Below are 21,870 nucleotides of genomic sequence, written 5' to 3'. Positions count from 1 at the left end.
GGACATCTCATGACACACCCGGTGCATCCGTCGCTTCCCCCGAGCATCGCCGCGATCCTCGCGGAACCCCCGCGTGCCTTCTCGCCCACGGCCATCTGGTGGTGGAGCGGGGAACGGCTCGACCGCACACGGCTGCGGTCCCAGCTGGAACGGTTCGCGGAAGGCGGCGTGCACAACCTCGTGCTCCTCAATCTGGCGCCGTCGGGTCCCCTGTTCGGCTCCGACGCCGACGACCCGCCTTTCATGTCCGACGCGTGGTGGGATCTGCTCGACGGCGTGTGCGACGACGCCGGCGAACTCGGCGTCAGCCTGTGGTTCTACGACCAGCTCGGCTTCTCCGGCGCGGACCTCCAGGCGCGTCTGGTCGACGAGCACCCCGCGCACGCCGGCCGCCGGCTCGTCCGGCTGTGTGCCGTCGTCGATTCCGCGGCGATGCCGACCGGTGAGCTGCGGTGTCCCCCGGACGGACGCCCGCTGGCGGGCCGCGCCGAACCGGTCGACGCCGTCGGCCGGACCGTCGGCCCGGCGGTCCCGGTCGCGGTGGACGACGGGGTGGTGCGGGCGCCGGGCGCGGGCCGCTGGCGCCTGACGCTCCATCATCACGTGCCGCTCGGCTTCGACTACCTCGGCACCCGGGCGTGTGCGGCGCTGCTGGACCGGGTGCACGGCGAGTTCGAGCGCCGGCTGGGCGACCGGCTGGGTACCGTCGTCGTGGGCTCGTTCCAGGACGAGCTGCCGTCCCTGCCCACCTGGTCCCCCGGTTTCACCGACGCCTTTCTCCGTCTGCGCGGTTACGACATCACCGCACGGCTCGACGCCCTGTACGACGACAGCACGGATGCGGACGCCCACCGGGTCCGGCGCGACTACCAGGTGACCCGGGCCGAACTGGCCGAGGAGGCGTTCTTCCGGCCGCTGGCGGCCTGGCACGACCGGCACGGCCTGCTCATCGGCTGCGACCAGCAGGACCCGGCGCGTGCCGGACACCCCGTCGCAGGTGTGGAGCTGTACGCCGACTACGCGCGCACCCACCGTTGGTTCTCGGCCCCCGGCTCCGACCACCACGGGGACGCCCGCATCCACTCCTCGCTCGCCCATCTCCACGGCCGCCCCCGCACCTGGATCGAGGCCTTCCACTCCACCGGCTGGGGCGGCACACCGGAGGAGACGTTCGACTGGCTGCTGCCGTGGCTCCGCGCCGGAGCGACCCTCTACAACCCGCATGCCGTCTACTACACGACCAAGGGCGGCTGGTGGGAGTGGGCACCGCCCGCGACGGACTGGCGTCAGCCGTACTGGCGCCACCATCGTGTCTTCGCCGATGCCGTGACCCGGCTGTGCGCGATCCTGAGCCTCGGCCGCCATCTGTGCGACACCGCGATCCTGCTGCCGACCACCACGGCCCAGGCCGGTACCGCGCCGGACGGAATCACGGGCGCGGCGAGGCGGGCCCAGGCGACGTATCTGGAACTCGTCGGCGACATGGCCTGGTTCCGCACCCGTCCGGGTCTCATGGACCGACTCGGCCTCGACGCCGACGTCATCGACGACGCGTCCCTGGCACGCGCCCGGGTCGCGGCATGTGACGGCGACGTGCGGCTGAGGGTCGCGAACGAGGCGTACGCCACGGTCGTGCTGCCCGCGTGCACGGTCCTGGAACAGGAGACGGCACGGCGTCTCGTCGAATTCGTGCGGGCCGGTGGGAAGTTGATCGCGGTCGGCGCCCTCCCCGAGCACGTCGTGGGCCCCGGCCCGGACACGGTGCCGGCCGAGCTGCGCGCGTGCTTCGCGGACGGCAGGGCCCTCTTCGTCGCCGGAACGGACGATCCGACGGGTTCACTGGCCGCCGCGCTCACGGGACCGCACCCGGTGGTCCGGGCCCCGGTCCCCGCGCTCGCGCGTCGAGCGGAGGGCGCCACGGTGGTGTTCCTGACCGCGGGATCCCCACGGGCCACCCGGGCGGCCGTCGCGGCACCCGACGAGCGCGGTGCCGCACTGGGCTGGCTGGATGCCCGGTACGACTTCGACCCCGACCGCTACGCGCGCCGCGCACGGGTACGGGTGCGGGTGCCGGACGCGGTGGGCCCGGCCCTCCTCGTCGACCCCTTCGGCGGCGCGCCCCGGACGTTGCCGGTACGGCCCGTCGACGACGCCGGATACGCCGAGGTCGATGTGCCCTTCGACCGGGGGCCCGCGGCGTTGCTGGTGATTCCGGACCGCGCCGGGGAGGCGGCCCCGACCGAGGTGTCCGGGACGCCCGGTGTCGCGTCGGCCGTCACCACCGTCGGGATCCCTCCGGAGGCGGAGTGGGACATGACACTCGTCCCGACCCTCGACAACACCTGGGGCGACTTCGCCCGACCCGCCACCGGCCCGCCCGGCGGCCCGGCCGTCACCGAGTACCGGACCTTCCGGCACCGGGTGGAAGCGGCCGGGGAGGACGGCGTACGGGACGGCTGGGCCCTGCCGGACCGAGCCGACCAGCAGGCCGGGGACACGGTCCACGCGACCTTCGGTCCGCACGCGCTGCTGCTCCGCGACGACGCCGGAACCGACGGCGCGTCGACCCTCGTATGGTCCGACACCCTGGGAGTGCGCAAGGACCCTGTCCACCGTGCCGTGCTGGGGCCCAAAGGGCATGTGCCGGAGGAGTTCGTCCACATCGGCCCCTCGGCCGCCGGACGGACGGCGCTGCTGTGCACGGAGTTGTTCCTCGACAAGGACTTCGACGGACATCTCGCGGTCGGTGCCGCGGCGGCGAAGCGGGTCCGGATCGACGGTGCGCCCGTCGCGCTGGACGACGGGGGCCACCTCGCGATGGGGCCGCTGCGGCTGGAGTCGGGCCGCCACCTGCTCGAACTGGAACTGACGCCCGATCAGGACTGTGCGCTGCGGGCGCATGTGGCACTCGTACGCGATCCGGGGCGCTACCGGCGCCCGGAGTGGATTCACGCTGCCGGACCGATGCGCACGACGCTGCGTCTGGCGGCCCTCCCCGTCCGGGCCGTCGTCCAGGTCGCCGCGCGGGTGCCATGTCTCCTGCGCGTCAATGGACATGTCGTGGGCAGACAGGGCGGGTTCGATCCGTACGCCGAACACGCGGTGCCCCGCGTGCGACGGCATGACGTGACGGCGGCCCTGCGCATCGGTGACAACGACATCACGGTCGATGCGTCGGGCGGCGGCGACCGCGCGGTCCTGGTGGACGCGGCCTTCGACGACGGGAACGGCGACCGGGTCGCGACCCTGCACAGCGATGCCCGGTGGTGGGCCGGGAGCGGGCGGGGACGCGTGCCGGTCGCGGTGCGTCGCGAGCCGGTGGGTGACCCGGCCGCCCTGTATCTGCGTCGCCGCCCTCATCCGCTGCCGGGCGCCGCGTGGCTGGACCCGGATGCGGACGACGGCACGGTGGTGCCGGTCCGGTTCGCCGTACCGGGGCGCCGGGGAGCGGTCGAGTGGCTGTGGTGGGAACTGCCGCCCGGGGCGGTCGGGCTGACGGTCCGCGTGTACGGCGAGGCGACGGTCTTCGTGGACGGCTGCGAGTGCGATGCGGCGGTCACCGCCATCGACGCCCGGGGCATGCGGACCGTCACGGTCGGCCTCGCGACCGGTGCACCCTGCGGCCCTCGGACCGCGGCCCTGCGTGTCCGGACGCTTCCCGGTCGTGAGGGAGGCGCCGCCCTGGCCGGTCCGGTGCGCTGCGAGGTCGGCCCCGGGAGGATTCGCCTCGGCGACTGGGAGACGCGCGGCCTCGCCGAGTACAGCGGCGGCGTGCGGTACCGCCGGTCGGTGAACGTCCCCGCAGGCGTCGCGGAGGGTCCCGTGTCGCTGGATCTCGGCCGGGTCCGGGGGACGGCGGAGGTGCGCGTCGGTGACGTCGGGGCCGGGGTGCGGGTGTGTTCCCCGTACGTGTTCGATCTGACGGGTCTGGTCGGGCCCGGGGCCAATACCCTCGACATCACCGTGTTCGGGACGCTGGCACCTCACCTGGACGCGGCGAGCCCGACCCACTTCGTCTTCCCGGGACAGCGGGTCAGCGGACTGCTGGGTCCCGTCCGGCTGCGAACCGGTGGTGGCGAGGGGGGCGAGGTGCGGGTGTGACGCCGTCGTGGTCGCCGGCCCGGAGCGGAGGGCCGAGCTCCGGGGATGTCAGCGGCGGCCACTACGGTCGTGTCCATGGAACAAAAACCTGCCCGGCGCTTCGATCCTCCGCCCGGCCGGATCGCCCATGTCGGCGGTATCGAGTCCCTCGTGCTCGACGGGCATCACCACTGCTTCGGCTTCGAGTGCGGCAGCGACACCGTCCTGTCGCCGCTGATCGACGGCCCGGAGGCGATGGCGGCCTTCGCGAGCGAACACATGCGGCAGACGACCGCTCCGCGGCCCGCGGCCCGTACCGGGGCAGGGCGCTTGCGTTCGTCCTGTTCAGCGGAACCACGTTCAGTCATGATGAAGCGTCAGCAGCCGGCCCGCTCCCCAGTTCCTGAGGGCTGTCCCGTAGAACCGCGCAGAAGCCGCCGCTCGCCGAGGAAGCCGGGCCCGGCGTGATCCGAACGAGAGGCCCCAGGAGCCGCCCCGTGTTCTATTACGTGCTCAAATACGTCATCCTCGGGCCGCTGCTACGGCTGTTCTTCCGGCCCAGGATCGAGGGCCTGGAACACATTCCGAAGGACGGCGCGGCCATCGTCGCCGGGAACCATCTGTCGTTCTCCGACCATTTCCTGATGCCCGCGATCCTGAAACGGCGCATCACGTTTCTCGCCAAGGCCGAGTACTTCACCGGACCGGGGGTGAAGGGGCGGCTGACCGCCGCCTTCTTCCGGAGCATCGGGCAGATTCCGGTGGACCGGTCCGGCAAGGACGCGGGGAAGGCGGCTATCCGTGAAGGGCTCGGGGTTCTGGCCAGGGGCGAGTTGCTGGGGATCTATCCGGAGGGCACCCGCTCGCACGACGGACGGCTCTACAAGGGCAAGGTCGGCGTGGCCGTGATGGCGATCACCGCGCAGGTGCCGGTGGTGCCGTGCGCGATGGTCGGTACGTTCGAGATCCAGCCGCCGGGACAGGTCGTCCCGCGGATCAGGCGGGTCACCATCCGCTTCGGCGAACCGTTGGACTTCTCGCGCTACGCCGGTCTGGAGAACCAGAAGGCGGCGATCCGGGCCGTCACCGACGAGATCATGTACGCGATCCTCGGCCTCTCCGGACAGGAGTACGTCGACGAGTACGCAGCCAAGGTGAAGGCCGCACAGGACGAGCAGGACGCGCAGCCGCAGAAGTTCCCGAAGCTGCGACGCCGACGGCGAATCCGCGCTCGGTGAACTCCGCTGGTCCGGGCTCCGGCCTCGGCCTAGCGTGCTCCTCATGAGCAAGGGAAGCGCATGGGTTCTGGGAGCGACGGGACAGATCGGGCGGGCCGCCGTGCAGGCGCTCGTCGAGGACGGCTGGGAGGTGACGGCCGCTTCGCGGGGCGGCGGGCGGGACGCGGGGTGGGACGACGCGGTGCGCGCGACGGCTCTCGACCGGGACGCGGACGGGGCGCTCGCGGCGGCACTGGGTGAGGGCTGTGACGTACTGGTCGACATGGTGGCCTACGGCGGGGGCCACGCCCGTCAGCTGACCGGTCTCGCGGACCGGATCGGTTCGGCGGTGGTCATCTCCAGCGGCGCGGTGTACGAGGACGACCGGGGCCGCGGCTTCGACACCCAGGACGAACCCGACGGGTCTCCGCGATACCCCGTGCCGATCCCGGAGACCCAGCGCACCGTGGCGGCCGGCGACGCCACCTACGGGACCCGGAAGATACGACTGGAGCAGGATCTGCTGGCGGCGGGGGACGCGCTGCCGGTGACGCTGTTGCGGGCCGGCGCGATTCACGGGGTGCACTGCCGGTCGCCGCGCGAGCTGTACTTCGTGAAGCGGCTTCTGGACGGCCGCGGGCGGCGGGTGCTCTCGTACGACGGGACGTCCAGGTTCCACCCGGTCCATGTCTCCAATCTGGCCGAGCTGATCCGGCTCGCGGCCGGCCGGCCCGGTTCGCGGGTGCTCAACGCCGGGGACCCGCAGGCGCCGACGGTCTCGGAGATCGGCGAGGCCGTCGACGCGGTGTTCGGCCGGAGGACCGAGACCGTGCTGATGGCGGGCGCGCCCGGTGAGGACGGCGTCGGCTCGACGCCGTGGAGCGCCGCCCATCCCATCGTGTACGACATGACGGCCGCGGAGCAGGAGCTCGGATACCGGCCGGTGACGGGCTATGCGCAGTCGCTTCCGGCGACGGTCGAGTGGATCTGCGCGCAGTTGGAGGGAAGGGACTGGAGGGAGGCCTATCCCGTCATGCTGCGGGCGTACGGGGAGAAGCTCTTCGACTACGCGGCGGAGGACGCCTGGCTGGCGACGTACGACCGGAAGGGATGAGACGGACCCCGCACACGGGAACGGGCGGCCGGGGGTTCGAGACCACCGGCCGCCCGTTTCCGTCGGCTGTGAGTGCTACGGCTTCGGCGTGGCGTGCGGGGCGCACGTCACATCGTCGCGGTCGGTCCCACCCGTGAGCAGGTAGGTGTCCACCCGCTCGTTGATGCAGGGGTTGACCAGACCGGTGACGCCGTGCGAACCGGCGTCCCGCTCCGTGATGAGGCGCGAGCCCTTGAAGCGCTTGTGCAGTTCGACGGCGCCCTCGTACGGGGTGGCGGCGTCACGCGTGGACTGCACGATCAGCACCGGCGGCAGACCCTTGCCGGTCTTCACGTTCAGCGGGGTCTGCTGCTTCGCCGACCAGGTCGCACAGGGCAGGTTCATCCAGGCGTTGGCCCAGGTCATGAACGGGTATTCCTTGTGCAGCCGGCTGTTGTCGCGGTCCCACTTCTGCCAGCTGGTGGGCCACTTGGCGTCCGTGCACTCGACCGCCGTGTACACGGCGTTGCCGTTCTCCGAGGAGATGTTCCCGGCGGTGTCGGACATGTCCGGGCCCGCCGCGTCGACCAGAGCCTGGGTGTCGCCGCCCCGGTAGGCGCTCCAGATCCGGGCGACGGGCGCCCAGGAGGAGTCGTAGTACGGCGCGCTCTGGAAGAAGCCGATGAGCTCGGCGGGGCCGACGACGCCGCCGATCGGGTTCTTCTTCGCGGCGGCGCGCAGTTCCAGCCACGCCTGCTCGACCTTCGCGGGGGTGTCGCCGATGTGGAAGACGGAGTCGTTCTTGGCGACCCATGCCTTCCAGTCGTCCCAGCGCTTCTGGAAGGCGATGTCCTGGTTCAGGTTGGCCTGGTACCAGATGTTGTCCTTCGCCGGGTTGACGACACTGTCGACCACCATGCGACGGACGTGGGTCGGGAAGAGCGTGCCGTAGACCGCTCCCAGGTAGGTGCCGTAGGAGACGCCCAGGTAGTTGAGCTTCTCCTCACCGAGAGCGGCGCGGATGACATCCAGGTCGCGAGCGGTGTTCGGCGTGGTCATGTGCGGCAGCATGTCGCCGCTGCGCTGGGCGCAACCGTCCGCGTATTCGGCGGCGAGCTTGCGCTGGGCGCGCTTGTCGGCCTCGGAGTCGGGTACGGGGTCGGCCTTGGGTGCCTTGACGAACTCCTGGGGGTCGACACAGGAGATCGGCGCGGAGTGGCCGACGCCGCGAGGGTCGAAGCCGACGAAGTCGTACGCCTTCGCCGTGTTCGCCCAGATCGGGTTCTTGTTGGTGATCCGGGTCGGGAACCGCATCCCCGAACCGCCGGGGCCGCCAGGGTTGTACAGCAGGGCGCCCTGTCGCTCGTCCTTCGTGCCGGTGCTGACGTGCCGGTCGACGGCGATCTTGATCTGCTTGCCGTCGGGCCTGGCGTAGTCGAGCGGCACGGTCACCCAGCCGCACTGGATCGGCTTGGCCAGGGCCCAGTCGGCCGGACAGTCCTTCCAGTCGATGCCGGACCTGGCCGCCCGTGCCGCGGCGACCTGTACGCCACGCGCCTCGGAACCGTTGTGATGACGGCCTTCGGCCGTGGCCGCCGGTGCGGTCACCGCGCCCGCTATGAGCGTGCCCGCGATCAGAGCGCCGGCTGAGCCGAGCACTGCTGTGCGTCTCAAGTGGAACCTCCCCCACATCTGAAGCGCCGCCGGTGGCGGCGCGTTTCGTTACATGACCTCCCGCGGATCCTGTCGTCTGTGAGGTTCCTGAGAACAGGCCGTACGCACACTTCTTTACCGAATCGATAACCGGACACCCGTGTCCCGCTGAGCGGTGTTCATTCCGCTGAGGCACCGAGTACGTCGTTCATCGCGCTGTCCAGGGTGGCGCGCAGCAGACGGGCGTCGGGAGCGAGGGCCGTCACCAGCACGGCCGGTCCGGCGAGCGGGGTGAGGACGGCGGTCGCTCCCAGCAGGCGCACTTCGGGGCATTTGTCGTCGAACGACGGGTCGACGAGCAGAAGTTGACCGACAGCACGGTGCCCGCCCAGGACGGCCGGACCGTCCCAGCCGCCGGGCGCTCCTGGACCGTACGCCGTCTGCTGGTCGATCAGCGGGCGGCCGGCGCGGTGCACGGTGAGACGGCTGGTGAGGGTGCCGCTGCTCTCGCCGTGGCGGCCGAGGATCTGCTCGTCGCGCAGCACCAACCGTGCGGTGGGGGCGAGTTCGACCCGTGTGGTCATGCGCAGGGAGCTGCCGTGCGCCGAGACGAGCTGCTCCGGCAGCCAGCGGAGCCGGCCCCGCTCCCCCACGCTCAACTCGATGTCGTAGGTGGCGGGTTCGGCAGCCTTGCCCGTCCCCGGCAGGGCTACGGTCGCCGCCGCCGAGTCGACGGTGAGCCATGCGTCCTCCTCCACCCGGGCCTCGATGGCGAGCCGGTCGCCGCCGAGCGGCGCGCTCATGGCCCCGACGACGGTGACCCGGGCGTACGGCCGGCGCGGGGCCCTGGTCCGGCGCAGGGCGAGCGGTCCGTCGCTCTCCAGCACGGGGAGCGAGGTGGCGCCCCGGCTGTCGACGGCCGCGCCGATCCTGGCGACGGCCCGGACGCTCACGCGGTCCAGGCGGCGAGCCGCCCCCGTACCCAGTCCGCGACGGGCCCCACGCCCTTGCCGGAGGTGAGCGAGGTGAGGACCACGGGGAGCGGGCCACGCTGCCGAGCGGCATCGTGGGCCATCCGGTCCAGATCGGAGCCGACGTACGGGGCGAGGTCGGTCTTGTTGATGACGAGCAGGTCCGAGGTGGTGACACCGGGGCCGCCCTTGCGCGGGACGTCGTCGCCGCCTGCGACGTCGATGACGAAGATCTGGGCGTCGACCAGTCCCTTGGAGAAGGTGGCGGTGAGGTTGTCGCCGCCGGATTCGACCAGGATCAGATCGAGCGGCCCGACGGTGTCCTCCAGGTCCTCGACGGCTTCGAGGTTGGCGGAGATGTCGTCCCGGATGGCGGTGTGCGGACAGGCGCCGGTCTCCACCGCCTGGATGCGTTCGGGCGGCAGGACGGCATGGCGCAGCAGGAAGGCGGCGTCCTCCCTGGTGTAGATGTCGTTGGTGACCACGGCGAGGGAGAGCTGGTCGCGCAGGGCGCGGCAGAGGGCGGCGACGGTCGCGGTCTTGCCGGAGCCGACCGGTCCGCCGAGCCCGATGCGCAGGGCGCGGTGGGTGCCGTCGGGTCGGGCGGCATCGGTACTCACGGCGGCGGGTCCGTGCTGGGTGTGGTCGAGGTGCATGTGCGGCTCCTGGTCGTTGCGGGGCTACGAGGCGAACAGGCGGACCGGCCAGGCCGCGTGTGCCTCGGCGGTGATGTCGAGGAGGGGGGCGGAGAGGGCGGGGAGCGCGTCGACGGGTCCGTGCGCCGCGGCGGCGGCCTGTTGGGCGATGTGGTCGAGTTCGGGCGCGAGTCGGGCGAGGACGGCGGTGGCCTCGAAGGGGTCGAGGGAGAGCAGGCGGACGACGGCGGTGGCGGGTCCGCTGACGGTTTCGTGGGCGACGCAGTAGGCGGCGTCCTCGGGCCCGAGTCCCGCCGCGCGGGCGGTGAGGCCGAGCACGACGGGCTGGTGGGCCCCACGCGGCCTGCACCTGGCGAGCGCGGCGAGTTCCGGACTCGGCCAGATGGCACCGGCCGCCCGCATCAGTTGCCGTCCGAGCCTGCGCGCGACGGCACGCAGCGCGGGCGACGGGGTGCGGGCGTCGGCGGCTTCGTCGAGCAGGAGCGGGTCGTGGCCGTGGGCGGCCGCCGCGGCGAGTGCGGCGGCCGTGAGTGCGGTGGTGTGCAATCGGCCCCGGCAGAACTCCGCAAGGTCCTCGGCGTCACGGATGCGTCCTTCCTTCACGGCCGGCTCGGCGCCTCCGGAGTGGGCGTGGCCACCGGCGGGGAACCGGCCGTCGGCGAGGACGAGCAGGGCTGCACGGGTCATCGCACGGTCCGCATCAGAAGAGGAAGTAACGCTGGGCCATGGGCAGTTCGGCGGCCGGTTCCGGCTCGACGGGTTCGCCGTCGATCGTCACGGCGAAGCTGTCGGGATCCACATGGACCTGCGGCAGCGCGTCGTTCTCCCGCATGTCGGCCTTCGTCACACCACGCGTGCTGGTGATCGGCACGAACCGCTTCCCGAGAGCGAGGCGCTCGGGAAGCCCGCCCTCGATGGCCGCGTGCGCGACGAAGTTGAACGAGTTGGCCGCGGGGGAACGGCCCACCGCTCCGAACATCGGGCGGGGCAGCACCGGCTGCGGGGTCGGGATGGAGGCGTTGGCGTCGCCCATTTGCGCGTACGCGATCTGGCCGCCCTTGATGACGGTCTGCGGCCTGACGCCGAAGAACGCCGGTTCCCAGAGAACCAGATCCGCGAGTTTTCCCGTCTCCACCGACCCGATCTCCTGGTCCAGGCCCTGGGCGACCGCCGGATTGATGGTGTACTTGGCGACGTAGCGACGCACCCGGTGGTTGTCGGCCCGCCCGTCGCCGGGCAGTGCGCCACGGCGCCGCTTCATGACATGGGCGGTCTGCCAGGTACGCAGGACGACTTCGCCGATGCGCCCCATCGCCTGGGAGTCGGACGAGATGATCGAGACGGCCCCCAGGTCGTGGAGGATGTCCTCGGCCGCGATGGTGGACGGCCGGATCCGCGACTCGGCGAAGGCGAGGTCCTCGGGCACGGCCGGGTTGAGGTGGTGACAGACCATCAGCATGTCGAGGTGTTCCTCGATGGTGTTGACGGTGTGCGGCCGGGTCGGGTTGGTCGAGCTGGGCAGGACGTTCGGCTGGGAGACGACGCCGATGATGTCGGGGGCGTGCCCGCCGCCGGCGCCCTCGGTGTGGTAGGCGTGGATGCAGCGCCCGGCGATGGCCGCGAGGGTGTCGGCGACGAATCCGGCCTCGTTGAGGGTGTCGGTGTGAATGGCGAGCTGGGCGCCGGTCTCCTCGCAGACGCTCAGGCAGGCGTCGATGACGGCAGGGGTGGCGCCCCAGTCCTCATGGATCTTGAATCCGAGTGCACCGGAGCGCAGTTGGGAGTGCATGGCCTCGCGCGACATCGTGCTGCCCTTGCCGAGCAGACCGATGTTGACGGGGTAGGCCTCCAGAGCCTCGAACATGCGGGCGAGGTGCCACGGGCCCGGGGTGATGGTGGTGGCCCTGGTTCCCTCGGCCGGTCCGGTTCCGCCGCCGACCAGGGTCGTGACGCCGGAGGAGAGCGCCTGGTCGATCAGGGTGGGCGAGATGAAGTGGACATGGGCGTCGATGGCGCCCGCAGTGAGGAACTTGCCGTTGCCCGCGATGATTTCGGTCTCGGGGCCGATGACCAGATCGGGATGGACACCGTCCATGGTGTCGGGGTTGCCGGCCTTGCCGATCCCGGTGATCCGGCCGTCCCGGATGCCGAGGTCCGCCTTGACGATGCCCCAGTGGTCGATGAGCACGGCTCCGGTGATGACGGTGTCCGGAGCTCCTTCCGCGCGGGTCGTGCGCGCCTGGCCCATCGACTCGCGGAGCACCTTGCCGCCTCCGAACACGGCCTCGTCGCCCGCGAGTCCGGGGCCGCCCGAGCGGTCCTCGTCGATCTCGACGAGCAGATCGGTGTCGGCCAGCCGGATGCGGTCCCCTGTCGTGGGGCCGAACAGATCGGCGTGGACGGCGCGGTCGAGTTCAGCCATCGAGGGCACCTCCGGTCTCGCCGCGCAGGCCGGGCACGATGCGCCGCCCGGCGAGCGGAACGAGTTCGATGTCGACGGGGATACCGGGTTCGAAGCGCACTGCGGTCCCGGCGGCGATGTTCAGTCGCAGGCCGTGGGCGGCCGGACGGTCGAAGTCCAGACCCGGATTGGCTTCGGCGAAGTGGTAGTGCGAGCCGACCTGGACGGGCCGGTCGGCGGTGTTGAGAACAGTGAGGCGGGTGACGGCACGGCCCTCGTTGAACGGCACGGGCCCGTCCCCGTAGAGGATCTCTCCGGGAATCATCGTCGCCACGCCCGGTCAGACGATCGGTTCGTGGACGGTGACGAGCTTCGTGCCGTCGGGAAAGGTGGCCTCGACCTGGACGTCATGGATCATCTCGGGCACTCCGTCCATGACGTCGTCGCGGGAGACCACCGTGCGGCCCGACGCCATCAACTGGGAGACCGTGCGGCCGTCGCGGGCGCCCTCCAGCAGATGTGCGGTGATCAACGCGACCGCCTCGGGATGGTTCAGCCGCAGGCCGCGCACACGGCGCCGATGAGCCACGTCGGCAGCCACATGGATGAGCAGGCGTTCCTGTTCATGCGGGGTCAGTTGCATGCCTCCACCTCACAGTCCTGTGCCAGGTACCGGCCCTGGGCGCGGCGGACACGAGCCGCCGTCGGCGGACTCCTGAACGCCGAACGGGTGCCTCGCGGCGAGGTATGCACGCTAGAGCCGAAGTTTTTCCGGCGCGTTAACTGAGGGCTGCCTCGTAGCCCCTGGCGGGCGCACGACGACAGCCACGGCGCTTGGCCGCGTCGTCGGAACGTCCGCATCCATCCAGCATGCGGGCATCCCTGCATCTTGCGATGCACCGCATCCGACGCCGCGGTCGGCGGGGCAGCGCCTTCGGCGCGACCCTCCTGCCGTCGGGCGGCCATCGGTGTCCTCCCCGGAGCATGGGGATCGCGGCCACGTACCGGCCACCCTCGCGGCGCCCACGCGCCGCGGACCTCGGCCGACGCTCAGCGGCCCGGCTCGTCAGGCCCCCGGTGCTCCGCCGCGATACCGAAGCGCCGCCGTTCGCCGGGAGCGGACACCGAGGAGCCGATCGAGGAGACGGAGCTGATCACCTGCTCCTCCGCGGCCGCCTCATCGTTCTCCAGTCGCTCCAGGTCAGCGGCCGATACGAGGGCCACGAGCGGCTTGCCGTGCCGCGTCACGACCACTCGCTCACCGCCGTAGACGACGCGGTTGATCAGTTCGGCGAGCTCAGCTCGGGCTTGCGTCACCGGAATCTCGTAGGCCATGCTCCCCAGCCTATGTAATGTCCACCAGGTCCGCCGTGGTCCGTGGCGACAGCGATCATCCAGGCCGGAGTCGCTCGCGTGCTCCCGTGCGCTCTCGTCTGCGAGAGATGTGGGAGACGAGGTGAGACGAAGCGTGTTCCGGTCGCCCTGAATCCTGGCGGGTCTCAGCGGGGATCGACGCCTCACATGACGCGATCGGGCCGGTGCAGCCGGATGTCCTGGCCGTGAGGTCTCCCGGCCGGCCCGAAGGCGTCGGCGGGCGGCTCACCGAGGCCGACATACCGGGCGCACATGGCGGGCGATCTCCGAGGCGAGCGCGGGTGGCGGCCGGGGCGGCACCCCACCGGGCAGGCTGGACAGCGCAGTCTCGAGCTCCGCCGGTACGGGGCGTTCGGCCGGGTCCCAGGCCGGACAAGCACGCAGCAGGCCGGCCACGGGCGGATCGAGGCCCTGCTGCACCGGGTCAGCCCCCTGGTCCGGGCCGACCATCGGCGACTTCACCGTGCGGACGGAGGCGAAGGGCTTGAACCGACCCCTCAGTCGGTCGGCAACGACCTGTGCCGCTGTGCTGCGCGATCGTTACGGGACAGCCTTCTCTTGCTGACCTGGCCCCGGGGCAGGTGACCTGTCAGCGGTCGAAGTCGATGGGAAGTCGTCCCGGTCGAAGCCTTCGTTCCTGCGGCGCCGGCGGGTGGGGTTGCCCGGCAGTGGCCCGCTGACGGTGTTCTGGTGTTCGCGGGCGGCTCGTTCCAGGTGGACCAGAGAGGTGTAGCCGCCGTCGACCAGGTGTTCGGCAGGCAGCAGCCCGCGACGCGCCAGACGGGTGTGGATTCCGGGCAGGGCCTGGCCGTCGTTCGCGGCAGCCGAGGTGGTGGCCACGTCCGTGATCACGTTGACGCTGTCGGAAGCACATGTCTCGGTGACATGCGCGGAAACCCCCTTCCATCTGATGATGTGCCCGCCGGTCAGCGGGTGCGAAGCGGTGCGGGCCACCTCTTCCAGCACGGCACGGACAGCTTCGGTGACCAGTTCCGGCCGGGTCAGGTCGCGCACCGCGGCCGGAACGTGGGTGGAGTCGGTGCGCCGCGTGGTGCGCTCGCGCACGAGTCCGGCCTCCTTCAGGCGCGCGAGCGCCAGATCGAACAGGCGGTCGGCGCGGTCGCACGGGCGAGGCGATCACAGAGGTCGGCCGGCACGCTGCGGTGGAAGCCGGGATCGGCCGGCTCCGTGGCCAGGGCGTACTTGAAATCGATGCGGCAGCGGGCCGCTTCCGCTGCCTGACGGTCCCGCAGGCCGCGCTGGAACTGCAGCACACAGACGGTGGCCGGTGGGGCGGGCAAGATGCCGGGGAGTCCGTCACGCGGGTACCAGCCCGCGAAGTCCTCGTCGGACCACAGCCCGTCCAGCCGGTCTCCCACCCACATCGCCGTCGTACCGGCTGGGTTGCTCGCCCGCGCGATCTGCGCGGTCGGAGAGGGGACCTGCTCACCGGAACGAGGACAGGGCGACAACTGACGCCTCGACAACTGCATCGAACTTCGAAACAGCCACGGGCACGCCCGCTGATCAGGCCGGCGCACCGGGAAACTCCGAGGTTCCCGACAGAGTCAAGTCGGCGCCGGGTCCCAGCCCTTGCGACCGGGTGGCGAACGGCATGGGAAAGGGCTGATCCACATCGAAATGGTGCAGGCCCGTGGCCGTCCGGCGGTACCGAGCCGCCATCCGCTCGCACAAGACGGGCCACTACTACCTTCGGGTGATACGCGGTTATGAGCCTTGCTCCTCAAATCTCCCTGTGGGTCACTGAAATGGTGAACGGGCGGGGTGCACATCCCTAGCCGAGGAAGTTGAGAATAGACAGCGCTTGCCGGTACTTTTTCGTGCCCGGGAAGAAGTTCCGGCAACCGGGGCCCGGGGCCGGGTCCCAGCCTTATGCGCCCGCTCCCCCCGGACTCTCGGCAGTGCCGACAATTGCGTGCTACCACACGTGGCGTCACTTGACTTCGTCGACATCCGACCTTTCCGGCGGAAGCCGAATGCTTGGGCCGGGCGCGCTCCGCCGGTCCCCTTACGTTCCATCGGAGAACAAGGAGCGTTGTACATGTCTCTCTCCCAACCAGGGCGACACCGGCGGCGGAACCATGGTGACCATCACGGCAACGAACCTGCCCAACACGACCAAGGTGGAATTCGGCAGCAAACCGGCCGCCGGTTTCACCCAGGTATCCCCGACCCGGGTCACGGCTGTCTCCCCCTCGGGCATGGGCACGGTCGGGGCCACCGTCACCGCCCCATACCCCGGCGCAACTCCTCCCGGATCAGGAACGGACCACTCGCATGCAGCACGGCGAGTCGCACGCGCAACTCATCACCGTCCCGCCGGGCAGGATCCTGAGCGAGGAGTGAACCGGGAGGGCCACTACGGGGCCATGCGACCGAGTTCGAGTGGCAGCCCGACGGTGGACAGCCAGGACCGAGGCAGCGGTTCGGGATCCGGACGGCAGACCCCGACCTCGTGATTCCCGGACCACTCGCTCCAGCCATCGAAAATCGCGAGTACGAAGCGCCCACCATAATGGCGACGGTACTCGACAGTTCCTCAAGGAGCTCTGCATGGAGGAGAAATCCCACGACGTCCTGACGTCCGGGCCGGATGAATCCGCAATCGATACAAGCAGATTCACCGGTCCGGAGACCGGCATCGAGGAAAGCCTCGCCCAGGTGCTGGCCGACGTCATGTGCGTCGAACAGGTGTCGATCGACAGCCATTTCTTCGACGACCTCGGCGCCAACTCATTGGTGATGGCTCATTTCTGCGCACGGGTCAGAAAGCGAGCAGACCTTCCCTCGGCGTCGATGAAGGACATCTACCGGCACCCGACGATCCGCAGTCTGGCGACGGGGCTCGCGAAAGCAGCTCCCGTCGAGCCGTCGGTCCCGACGCCGTCCGAGGTGGTGACCCCAGTCGGCACGGTGCGGTACGCCCTCTGCGGAACCCTGCAGTTCCTGCTTTTCCTGGGATACTTATTCCTCGCCGGACTTGTTGCCAACCAAGGCTACACATGGGTCTCCGCCGGGTCGGATGTGATCGATGTCTACCTGCGGTCGTTCGTTTTCGGAGGCATCGGCTTCGTCGGTCTGTGCACCTTCCCCATCGCAGCCAAATGGCTCCTCGTCGGCCGGTGGACACCACGAAGTTTCCCGGTCTGGGGTCTGACCTATCTGCGCTTCTGGACCGTCAAAGTGCTGATCCACGCCAACCCGATGATCTTCTTCGTCGGCAATCCCTTGTACGTGCTGTACCTGCGAGCGCTGGGCGCACGGATCGGCAAAGGGGTCACGATCCTCTCCCGCAACGTTCCGGTGTGCACCGACCTCCTCACGGTCGGCGCCGGCACCGTGATCCGCAAAGACTCGTTCTTCCTCTGCTACCGGGCACACGCCGGGCGTATCCAGACCGGCCGGGTCACCCTCGGCCGGGACGTGTTCATCGGCGAGAAGACCGTGCTCGACATCGACACGTCGATGGGCGACGGGGCCCAGCTCGGCCACACGTCCACGCTGTACAGCGGCCAGGCGGTCCCGGACGGTCAGAGCTGGCACGGGTCCCCGGCACAGGTCACGCAGCACGACTACCTGAGGATCGGGCCGGCCGCATGCGGCACGCTGCGCCGGGCCGGCTTCGGCCTCATCACCGTGCTGCAGCTGCTCTTCGTCTACGTGCCACTGTTCGTCGGGGGCGCGTACATGCTGGTGCCCCTCCTCCCGGCGCTGCACAACCGGCTGGGCTCAGGCACGGTGGAGCTCACGTCACTGGATTTCTACATCGACGCGCTGCTCCTTTCCCTGCTGCTGTTCTTCGGCTTCGTCGTCGTGGGCCTGGCCGTGATGTTCACCGTTCCGCGCCTGCTGAACCTGGTTGTCAAGCCGAACAAGATCTATCCGCTGTACGGGTTTCATTACTCGGTGCACCGGGCGATCGGGCGCATGACCAACATCAAGTTCTTCACATGGCTGTTGGGTGACAGCTCCTACATCGTCCACTACTTGCGCGGCATCGGATACGACTTGTCCCGGGTCGAGCAGACGGGGTCGAACTTCGGCACGGAAGTGCAGCACGACACCCCGTTTCTGTGCTCGGTCGGGAGCGGAACGATGGTCGCCGACGGGCTCTCCATCATCAACGCCGACTATTCGAGCACGTCCTTCCGGGTGTCCCGGGCCTCGATCGGGTCACACAACTTCCTCGGGAACAACATCGCCTTTCCCTCGGGGGCGAGGACAGGTGAGAACTGTCTCCTCGCGACGAAGGTGATGGTTCCGCTCGAAGGCGAGGTGCGCGAGGGGGTGGGCCTGCTCGGCTCGCCGTGTTTCGAGATTCCCCGGTCGGTCGAGCGCGATTCCCGGTTCGACCATCTCCGCGCCGGCGACAAGTTGCGCCGCAACCTCGCTGCGAAGAACCGCTACAACATCCGCTCGATGATCTTCTTCCTGCTCGTGCGGTGGCTGCACTTCTTCGTGCTCACGATGCTCGGCCTGGCGAACGCCGAGCTGTACGACTCCTACGGGCATGTGCTGATCGCCGCGTTCCTGGTGCTCAGCCTCGGGTTCACCGCTGTCTACTTCGTACTGGTGGAGCGCGGCATCGCGGCATTCCGCGCGCTGCAACCGCAGGTGTGCTCCATCTACGAACCGTACTTCTGGTGGCACGAGCGCCTCTGGAAGGTGCCCGACACCTACCTGGACATCTTCAACGGCACCCCTTTCAAGAACGTGATCTGGCGGATGCTGGGGGTTCGGATCGGCAGCAGGGTCTTCGATGACGGTTGCTATGTGACGGAGCGGACGCTCACCACCATCGGGAACGACTGCACGCTCAATGCGGGAAGCAAGATCCAGTGCCATTCGCAGGAGGACGGCACCTTCAAATCCGATCGCAGCACCCTCGGCGCCGGTTGCACCATCGGCGTGGGAGCCCACGTCCATTACGGCGTGACGATGGGCACGGGCGCGGTGCTCGCACCCGACTCCTTCCTCATGAAGGGCGAGGAGGTCCCGCAGCACGCACGCTGGGGAGGAAACCCCGCCACGGAGATGCGAGACGCCCCTGATCAGCCCGAGGCGCTGACGCGGACGAAATAGCAGCTCCGCCCTTGTCGGCGCTGAACAGCACGATGGCGAAGGCGAATGGAGAGGTACGACCAGATGGGAATGCAAGCGCAGGCCGACCGGGAGTTCTGGCGCGATGTGCTCGTCGCCGGAGGATCCACCGAAATCCCGCGGTGGACGCTCAATCCGGAGAAGGGTATCGGCGAACACGAGGCGCCGATCCCGGACGACGTCGTCGCGGCGTTGGGCCGACTGGCCGAGGACCTGGCGGTACCACTCGACTCGGTGCTGCTGGCAGCGCACTCCAAGGTGCTCGCCGCGCTGTCCGGCGAGCACGAGGTCGCAACCGGATACGTCACCGCTGAGGGCGGCCGACCGCTGCTCTGCCGGCTGACGACCGAGCCCGACTCGTGGCGGACGCTGCTGCTGGACGCTCATCGAGTCGCGTCGGACCTGGTGTGTCACAAGGACTACCCGGTCGATGAGCTCAGATGCGAACTGGGCCTGGCAGAGCCGTCGATCGAGGCTGTGTTCGATCCGCACGGCGTGGGCGGCGAAGTCGCCGGTAGCACCATGCTGTGGGTGGGATTCTCGCAACGTGGCCGCCGCCTCGTGCTGCGGCTGCGCTATCGGACCGACGCGCTCGACGAGGACTGCGCCGTCAGGATCGCCGGTTATCACCTCACCGCACTCGCGTTGATCGCCGCCGATCCGGACGCCGAGCACGGGCGGCAGAACCTGCTCTCCGCCGGGGAACTCCATTTCCAGCTCGAATCACTCGCCGGCCCACGCCGGGAACTGCCGGACCACCGGTTCCACGAACTGTTCGAGCAGCGGGTGGCGGCACACCCGGACGCCGTCGCCGCGGTGCATGGGGAGCGGCAACTGACGTATCGGGAACTCAACGCACACGCCAACCGGGTGGGACGAGCCCTGCTGGCGCGGGGGCTGCGCCCCGAAGGTGTCGTCGCAGTGGTGACCGAGCGCAACCTGGACTGGATGGCCGCCGTCCTCGCGGTCTTCAAGGCCGGCGGCGTGTATCTGCCCATCGAGCCGCATTTCCCGGCCGACCGTCTCGCGACCATGCTGTCCCGCGCCGCGTGCGGGCTCGTGCTGACCGAACCCGGCAGCACTACCACGCTCGACCAGGCCCTCGACTCGCTGTCCGGAGTCCAAAAACTCTTCGTCCGCGCGGCCTACGAGGAAGACCACGCCGACGATGATCTGGGCCTCCGCATCGCACCGGACCAGCTCGCCTACATCTACTTCACCTCCGGCTCCACAGGTGAGCCCAAGGGTGCGATGTGCGAGCACGCGGGCATGCTGAACCACCTCTACGCCAAGATCGACGATCTGGGGATCGGCGAGGGACAGGTGGTCGCCCAGACCGCACCCCAGTGCTTCGACATCTCGCTGTGGCAGTTGGTGTCCGGACTCCTGGTCGGGGGGCGGACCCTACTGGTGGAGCAGGAGGTGATCCTGAACGTCCAGCGGTTCGTCGACAAGATCGTCGACGGCCGGGTCGCCGTCCTCCAGGTCGTACCCTCCTACCTGGACGTGGTCGTGTCCTGGCTGAAGCAGCACCCCCGCGAGCTGCCGGACCTGCGGTGCGTGTCGGTCACGGGCGAGGCGCTGAAGAAGGAGCTCGTGCAGCGCTGGTTCGCCGCCCAGCCCGGGATCAAGCTGGTCAACGCCTACGGGCTGACCGAGACCTCGGACGACACCAATCACGAGGTCATGGAATGCGTGCCCGACGGAGACCGGGTCCTGCTGGGTCCCGCGGTCAACAACGTGCATGTCTACGTCGTCGACGAGCACCTGATCCCGGTGCCGCTCGGTGCCCCCGGCCTGATTGTCTTCTCCGGCGTCTGCGTCGGCCGCGGATACGTCAACGACCCCGAGCGCACCCGGCAGGCCTACCTGGCCGATCCGCACCGTGAGGGCGCCCGCCTCTACCGGGGCGGCGACTACGGCCGCTGGACGCCCGAGGGAAAGCTGGAGTTCCTCGGCCGCCGCGACACCCAGGTGAAGATCCGTGGCTTCCGGATCGAGATCGGCGAGATCGAGAACGCCCTGTTGAAGGTGCCCGGTGTTCGCGACGGTGCGGTCGTGGTCACCGAGCGGGCCGACCGGAGCAAGCACCTGGTGGCGTTCTACTCCGGTCGGCGGCCGCTCGATGCCGACGTCCTGCCGGACCGGCTCGGTGAGTCGCTGCCCGCGTACATGGTCCCGTCGGCCTTTCACTGGCGGGAGGCTCTGCCACTGACGGCCAACAGCAAGATCGACAGAAGGACCCTGCAGGCACTGGCCGGGGAACTCGACGTCGTCCGGGACGACTACCGCGCGCCGGATACGCCGACCGAACAGCAGTTGGCGGCCGCATGGGCGCAGGTCCTCGGCATCCCGCAGGACCAGGTCGGACGGCGGGACCACTTCTTCGACCGGGGGGGCACGTCGCTGTCGGCAGTAAAGCTGGCCATCGTCCTGGACCGTGCGGTGTCCCTCAAGGATGTCACCGGTCACCCGATCCTCGCCGATCTGGCCGGGCTGATCGACGGCAGGTCCGTTCGGCGTACCGGGCTGCTTCAGCCGCTGTCGGAACCGGACGGTGCGCAGACCGCAGCCCTGGTGTGCTTCCCCTACGCCGGCGGCAACGCGGTGAACTTCCAGCAGATGGCCGGAGCGCTGCCGGACGGTGGGCCGGCGGTCTACGCCGTCGAGCTGCCCGGTCACGACGTGACCGCCGACAGCGAGTCGCTCGTGCCGATGACGCAGGTGGTCGAGCAGGTCGTCGACGAGATCACCGAGCGTGGCCTGACCCGGGTCCTGCTGTGGGGCCACTCCTCGGGAACCGCGCCGGCCGTGGAGACTGCCAGAAAGCTGCGGGAGCGCGGGGTGGACGTCCAACGGGTGTTCCTCGGCGCGCAACTGCTCGGTGACGCCGACGACCGGCGCGCCACCATCGCCGAGCTGACCGGACGGAGCAACGCCGAGATCGCCGCGAGCCTGAGCACGCACGGCGGCCACACCTCGCTCGGTGAGCTGAGTGCGCAGCACGCCGAGCACGTCGGCGCCGCCTACCGGCACGACTGCCTGTCCGCGCACCACTACTTCGCCGACGTCCTGGAGCACCCGCCGGCGCAGAAGCTCTCCGCGCCGGTCACCGTGGTCGTCGCCGCGGACGACCCGCACACGGCGGAGTACCTGCGCCGGTACCTCGACTGGCTGCTTCTTGCCGAGCAGGTCGACCTGCACGAGCTCCCCGACGGCGGCCACTACTTCCTGCGTACCCGTCCGGCCGAGGCAGCAAAGGCCGTGCTGCAAGCCGCCGAATTGTCCGCTTCTTCCTGAATAT

Annotated in this window: 17 protein-coding genes; 6 read left to right on the top strand and 11 right to left on the bottom strand. The window is 69.9% G+C overall.

Features of this window, described 5'->3' with window-relative positions:
* The first annotated feature begins 9 nt into the window (after nucleotides 1–9).
* The gene (locus tag ACIQCZ_RS28265; protein WP_402286022.1) at nucleotides 10–4,101 is read left to right on the top strand and encodes a hypothetical protein; all 4,092 of its coding nucleotides are present in this window, start codon (nucleotides 10–12) and stop codon (nucleotides 4,099–4,101) included.
* Nucleotides 4,102–4,265: 164 nt separating this feature from the next.
* On the opposite strand, the gene ACIQCZ_RS28260 is transcribed toward ACIQCZ_RS28265, so the two are convergent.
* Nucleotides 4,266–4,448, bottom strand: a complete 183-nt coding sequence (locus ACIQCZ_RS28260) for a hypothetical protein (protein ID WP_402286019.1) — start codon at nucleotides 4,446–4,448, stop codon at nucleotides 4,266–4,268.
* 129 nt (nucleotides 4,449–4,577) lie between these two features.
* On the opposite strand from ACIQCZ_RS28260, the gene ACIQCZ_RS28255 reads away from it, so the two are divergent.
* Both ACIQCZ_RS28255 and ACIQCZ_RS28250 read left to right on the top strand, forming a co-directional pair.
* The gene (locus ACIQCZ_RS28255) at nucleotides 4,578–5,318 is read left to right on the top strand and encodes a lysophospholipid acyltransferase family protein (protein ID WP_402286017.1); all 741 of its coding nucleotides are present in this window, start codon (nucleotides 4,578–4,580) and stop codon (nucleotides 5,316–5,318) included.
* A gap of 43 nt (nucleotides 5,319–5,361) precedes the next feature.
* Nucleotides 5,362–6,411, top strand: a complete 1,050-nt coding sequence (locus ACIQCZ_RS28250) for an NAD-dependent epimerase/dehydratase family protein (RefSeq protein ID WP_402286016.1) — start codon at nucleotides 5,362–5,364, stop codon at nucleotides 6,409–6,411.
* Between the two features lie 75 nt (nucleotides 6,412–6,486).
* Here the strand turns inward: ACIQCZ_RS28250 and ACIQCZ_RS28245 are convergent, their stop codons facing one another.
* The 10 genes from ACIQCZ_RS28245 to ACIQCZ_RS28200 form a co-directional block, all read right to left on the bottom strand.
* On the bottom strand, nucleotides 6,487–8,082 hold the full coding sequence (locus ACIQCZ_RS28245; protein ID WP_402286014.1) for an alpha/beta hydrolase: 1,596 nt from the start codon (nucleotides 8,080–8,082) through the stop codon (nucleotides 6,487–6,489).
* Nucleotides 8,083–8,222: 140 nt separating this feature from the next.
* Nucleotides 8,223–8,996 (bottom strand): urease accessory protein UreD, encoded by a 774-nt coding sequence (locus ACIQCZ_RS28240; RefSeq protein ID WP_402286012.1) that lies wholly within the window; start codon nucleotides 8,994–8,996, stop codon nucleotides 8,223–8,225.
* Entirely contained in the window at nucleotides 8,993–9,670 is a 678-nt protein-coding gene (gene ureG, locus ACIQCZ_RS28235; RefSeq protein ID WP_402286010.1) for an urease accessory protein UreG, read from the bottom strand. The genes ACIQCZ_RS28240 and ureG overlap by 4 nt, the downstream gene beginning before the upstream one ends.
* 24 nt (nucleotides 9,671–9,694) lie before the next feature.
* Complete coding sequence (locus tag ACIQCZ_RS28230; RefSeq protein ID WP_402286009.1) at nucleotides 9,695–10,357, bottom strand: urease accessory protein UreF; 663 nt, start codon at nucleotides 10,355–10,357, stop codon at nucleotides 9,695–9,697.
* Between the two features lie 13 nt (nucleotides 10,358–10,370).
* The gene (locus ACIQCZ_RS28225) at nucleotides 10,371–12,092 is read right to left on the bottom strand and encodes an urease subunit alpha (protein ID WP_402286006.1); all 1,722 of its coding nucleotides are present in this window, start codon (nucleotides 12,090–12,092) and stop codon (nucleotides 10,371–10,373) included.
* Nucleotides 12,085–12,396: an urease subunit beta gene (locus tag ACIQCZ_RS28220; RefSeq protein ID WP_402286251.1), complete on the bottom strand. Its 312-nt coding sequence runs from the start codon at nucleotides 12,394–12,396 to the stop codon at nucleotides 12,085–12,087. The genes ACIQCZ_RS28225 and ACIQCZ_RS28220 overlap by 8 nt, the downstream gene beginning before the upstream one ends.
* Nucleotides 12,397–12,411: 15 nt before the next feature.
* Nucleotides 12,412–12,714, bottom strand: coding sequence for an urease subunit gamma (locus ACIQCZ_RS28215; RefSeq protein WP_402286003.1), 303 nt, complete (start codon nucleotides 12,712–12,714; stop codon nucleotides 12,412–12,414).
* Nucleotides 12,715–13,121: 407 nt separating this feature from the next.
* Nucleotides 13,122–13,406: a type II toxin-antitoxin system Phd/YefM family antitoxin gene (locus ACIQCZ_RS28210; RefSeq protein ID WP_376272286.1), complete on the bottom strand. Its 285-nt coding sequence runs from the start codon at nucleotides 13,404–13,406 to the stop codon at nucleotides 13,122–13,124.
* 579 nt (nucleotides 13,407–13,985) lie between these two features.
* Nucleotides 13,986–14,510: a hypothetical protein gene (locus ACIQCZ_RS28205; protein WP_402286001.1), complete on the bottom strand. Its 525-nt coding sequence runs from the start codon at nucleotides 14,508–14,510 to the stop codon at nucleotides 13,986–13,988.
* 14 nt (nucleotides 14,511–14,524) lie between these two features.
* Nucleotides 14,525–14,824, bottom strand: a complete 300-nt coding sequence (locus ACIQCZ_RS28200) for a transposase (protein WP_402285998.1) — start codon at nucleotides 14,822–14,824, stop codon at nucleotides 14,525–14,527.
* A 618-nt stretch (nucleotides 14,825–15,442) separates the two neighbouring features.
* On the opposite strand from ACIQCZ_RS28200, the gene ACIQCZ_RS28195 reads away from it, so the two are divergent.
* The 3 genes from ACIQCZ_RS28195 (at nucleotide 15,443) to ACIQCZ_RS28185 (ending at nucleotide 21,866) form a co-directional block, all read left to right on the top strand.
* Nucleotides 15,443–15,925, top strand: a complete 483-nt coding sequence (locus ACIQCZ_RS28195; RefSeq protein ID WP_402285996.1) for an IPT/TIG domain-containing protein — start codon at nucleotides 15,443–15,445, stop codon at nucleotides 15,923–15,925.
* Nucleotides 15,926–16,019: 94 nt separating this feature from the next.
* Entirely contained in the window at nucleotides 16,020–18,548 is a 2,529-nt protein-coding gene (locus ACIQCZ_RS28190) for a Pls/PosA family non-ribosomal peptide synthetase (protein ID WP_402285994.1), read from the top strand.
* Between the two features lie 63 nt (nucleotides 18,549–18,611).
* Nucleotides 18,612–21,866, top strand: a complete 3,255-nt coding sequence (locus ACIQCZ_RS28185) for an amino acid adenylation domain-containing protein (protein ID WP_402285993.1) — start codon at nucleotides 18,612–18,614, stop codon at nucleotides 21,864–21,866.
* Nucleotides 21,867–21,870: the final 4 nt, after the last annotated feature.

It is taken from the genome of Streptomyces sp. NPDC093149, from assembly GCF_044754145.1.
In the GTDB taxonomy this organism is placed as follows: Bacteria; Actinomycetota; Actinomycetes; order Streptomycetales; family Streptomycetaceae; genus Streptomyces.
This window is presented reverse-complemented; position numbering and strand designations above follow the sequence as displayed.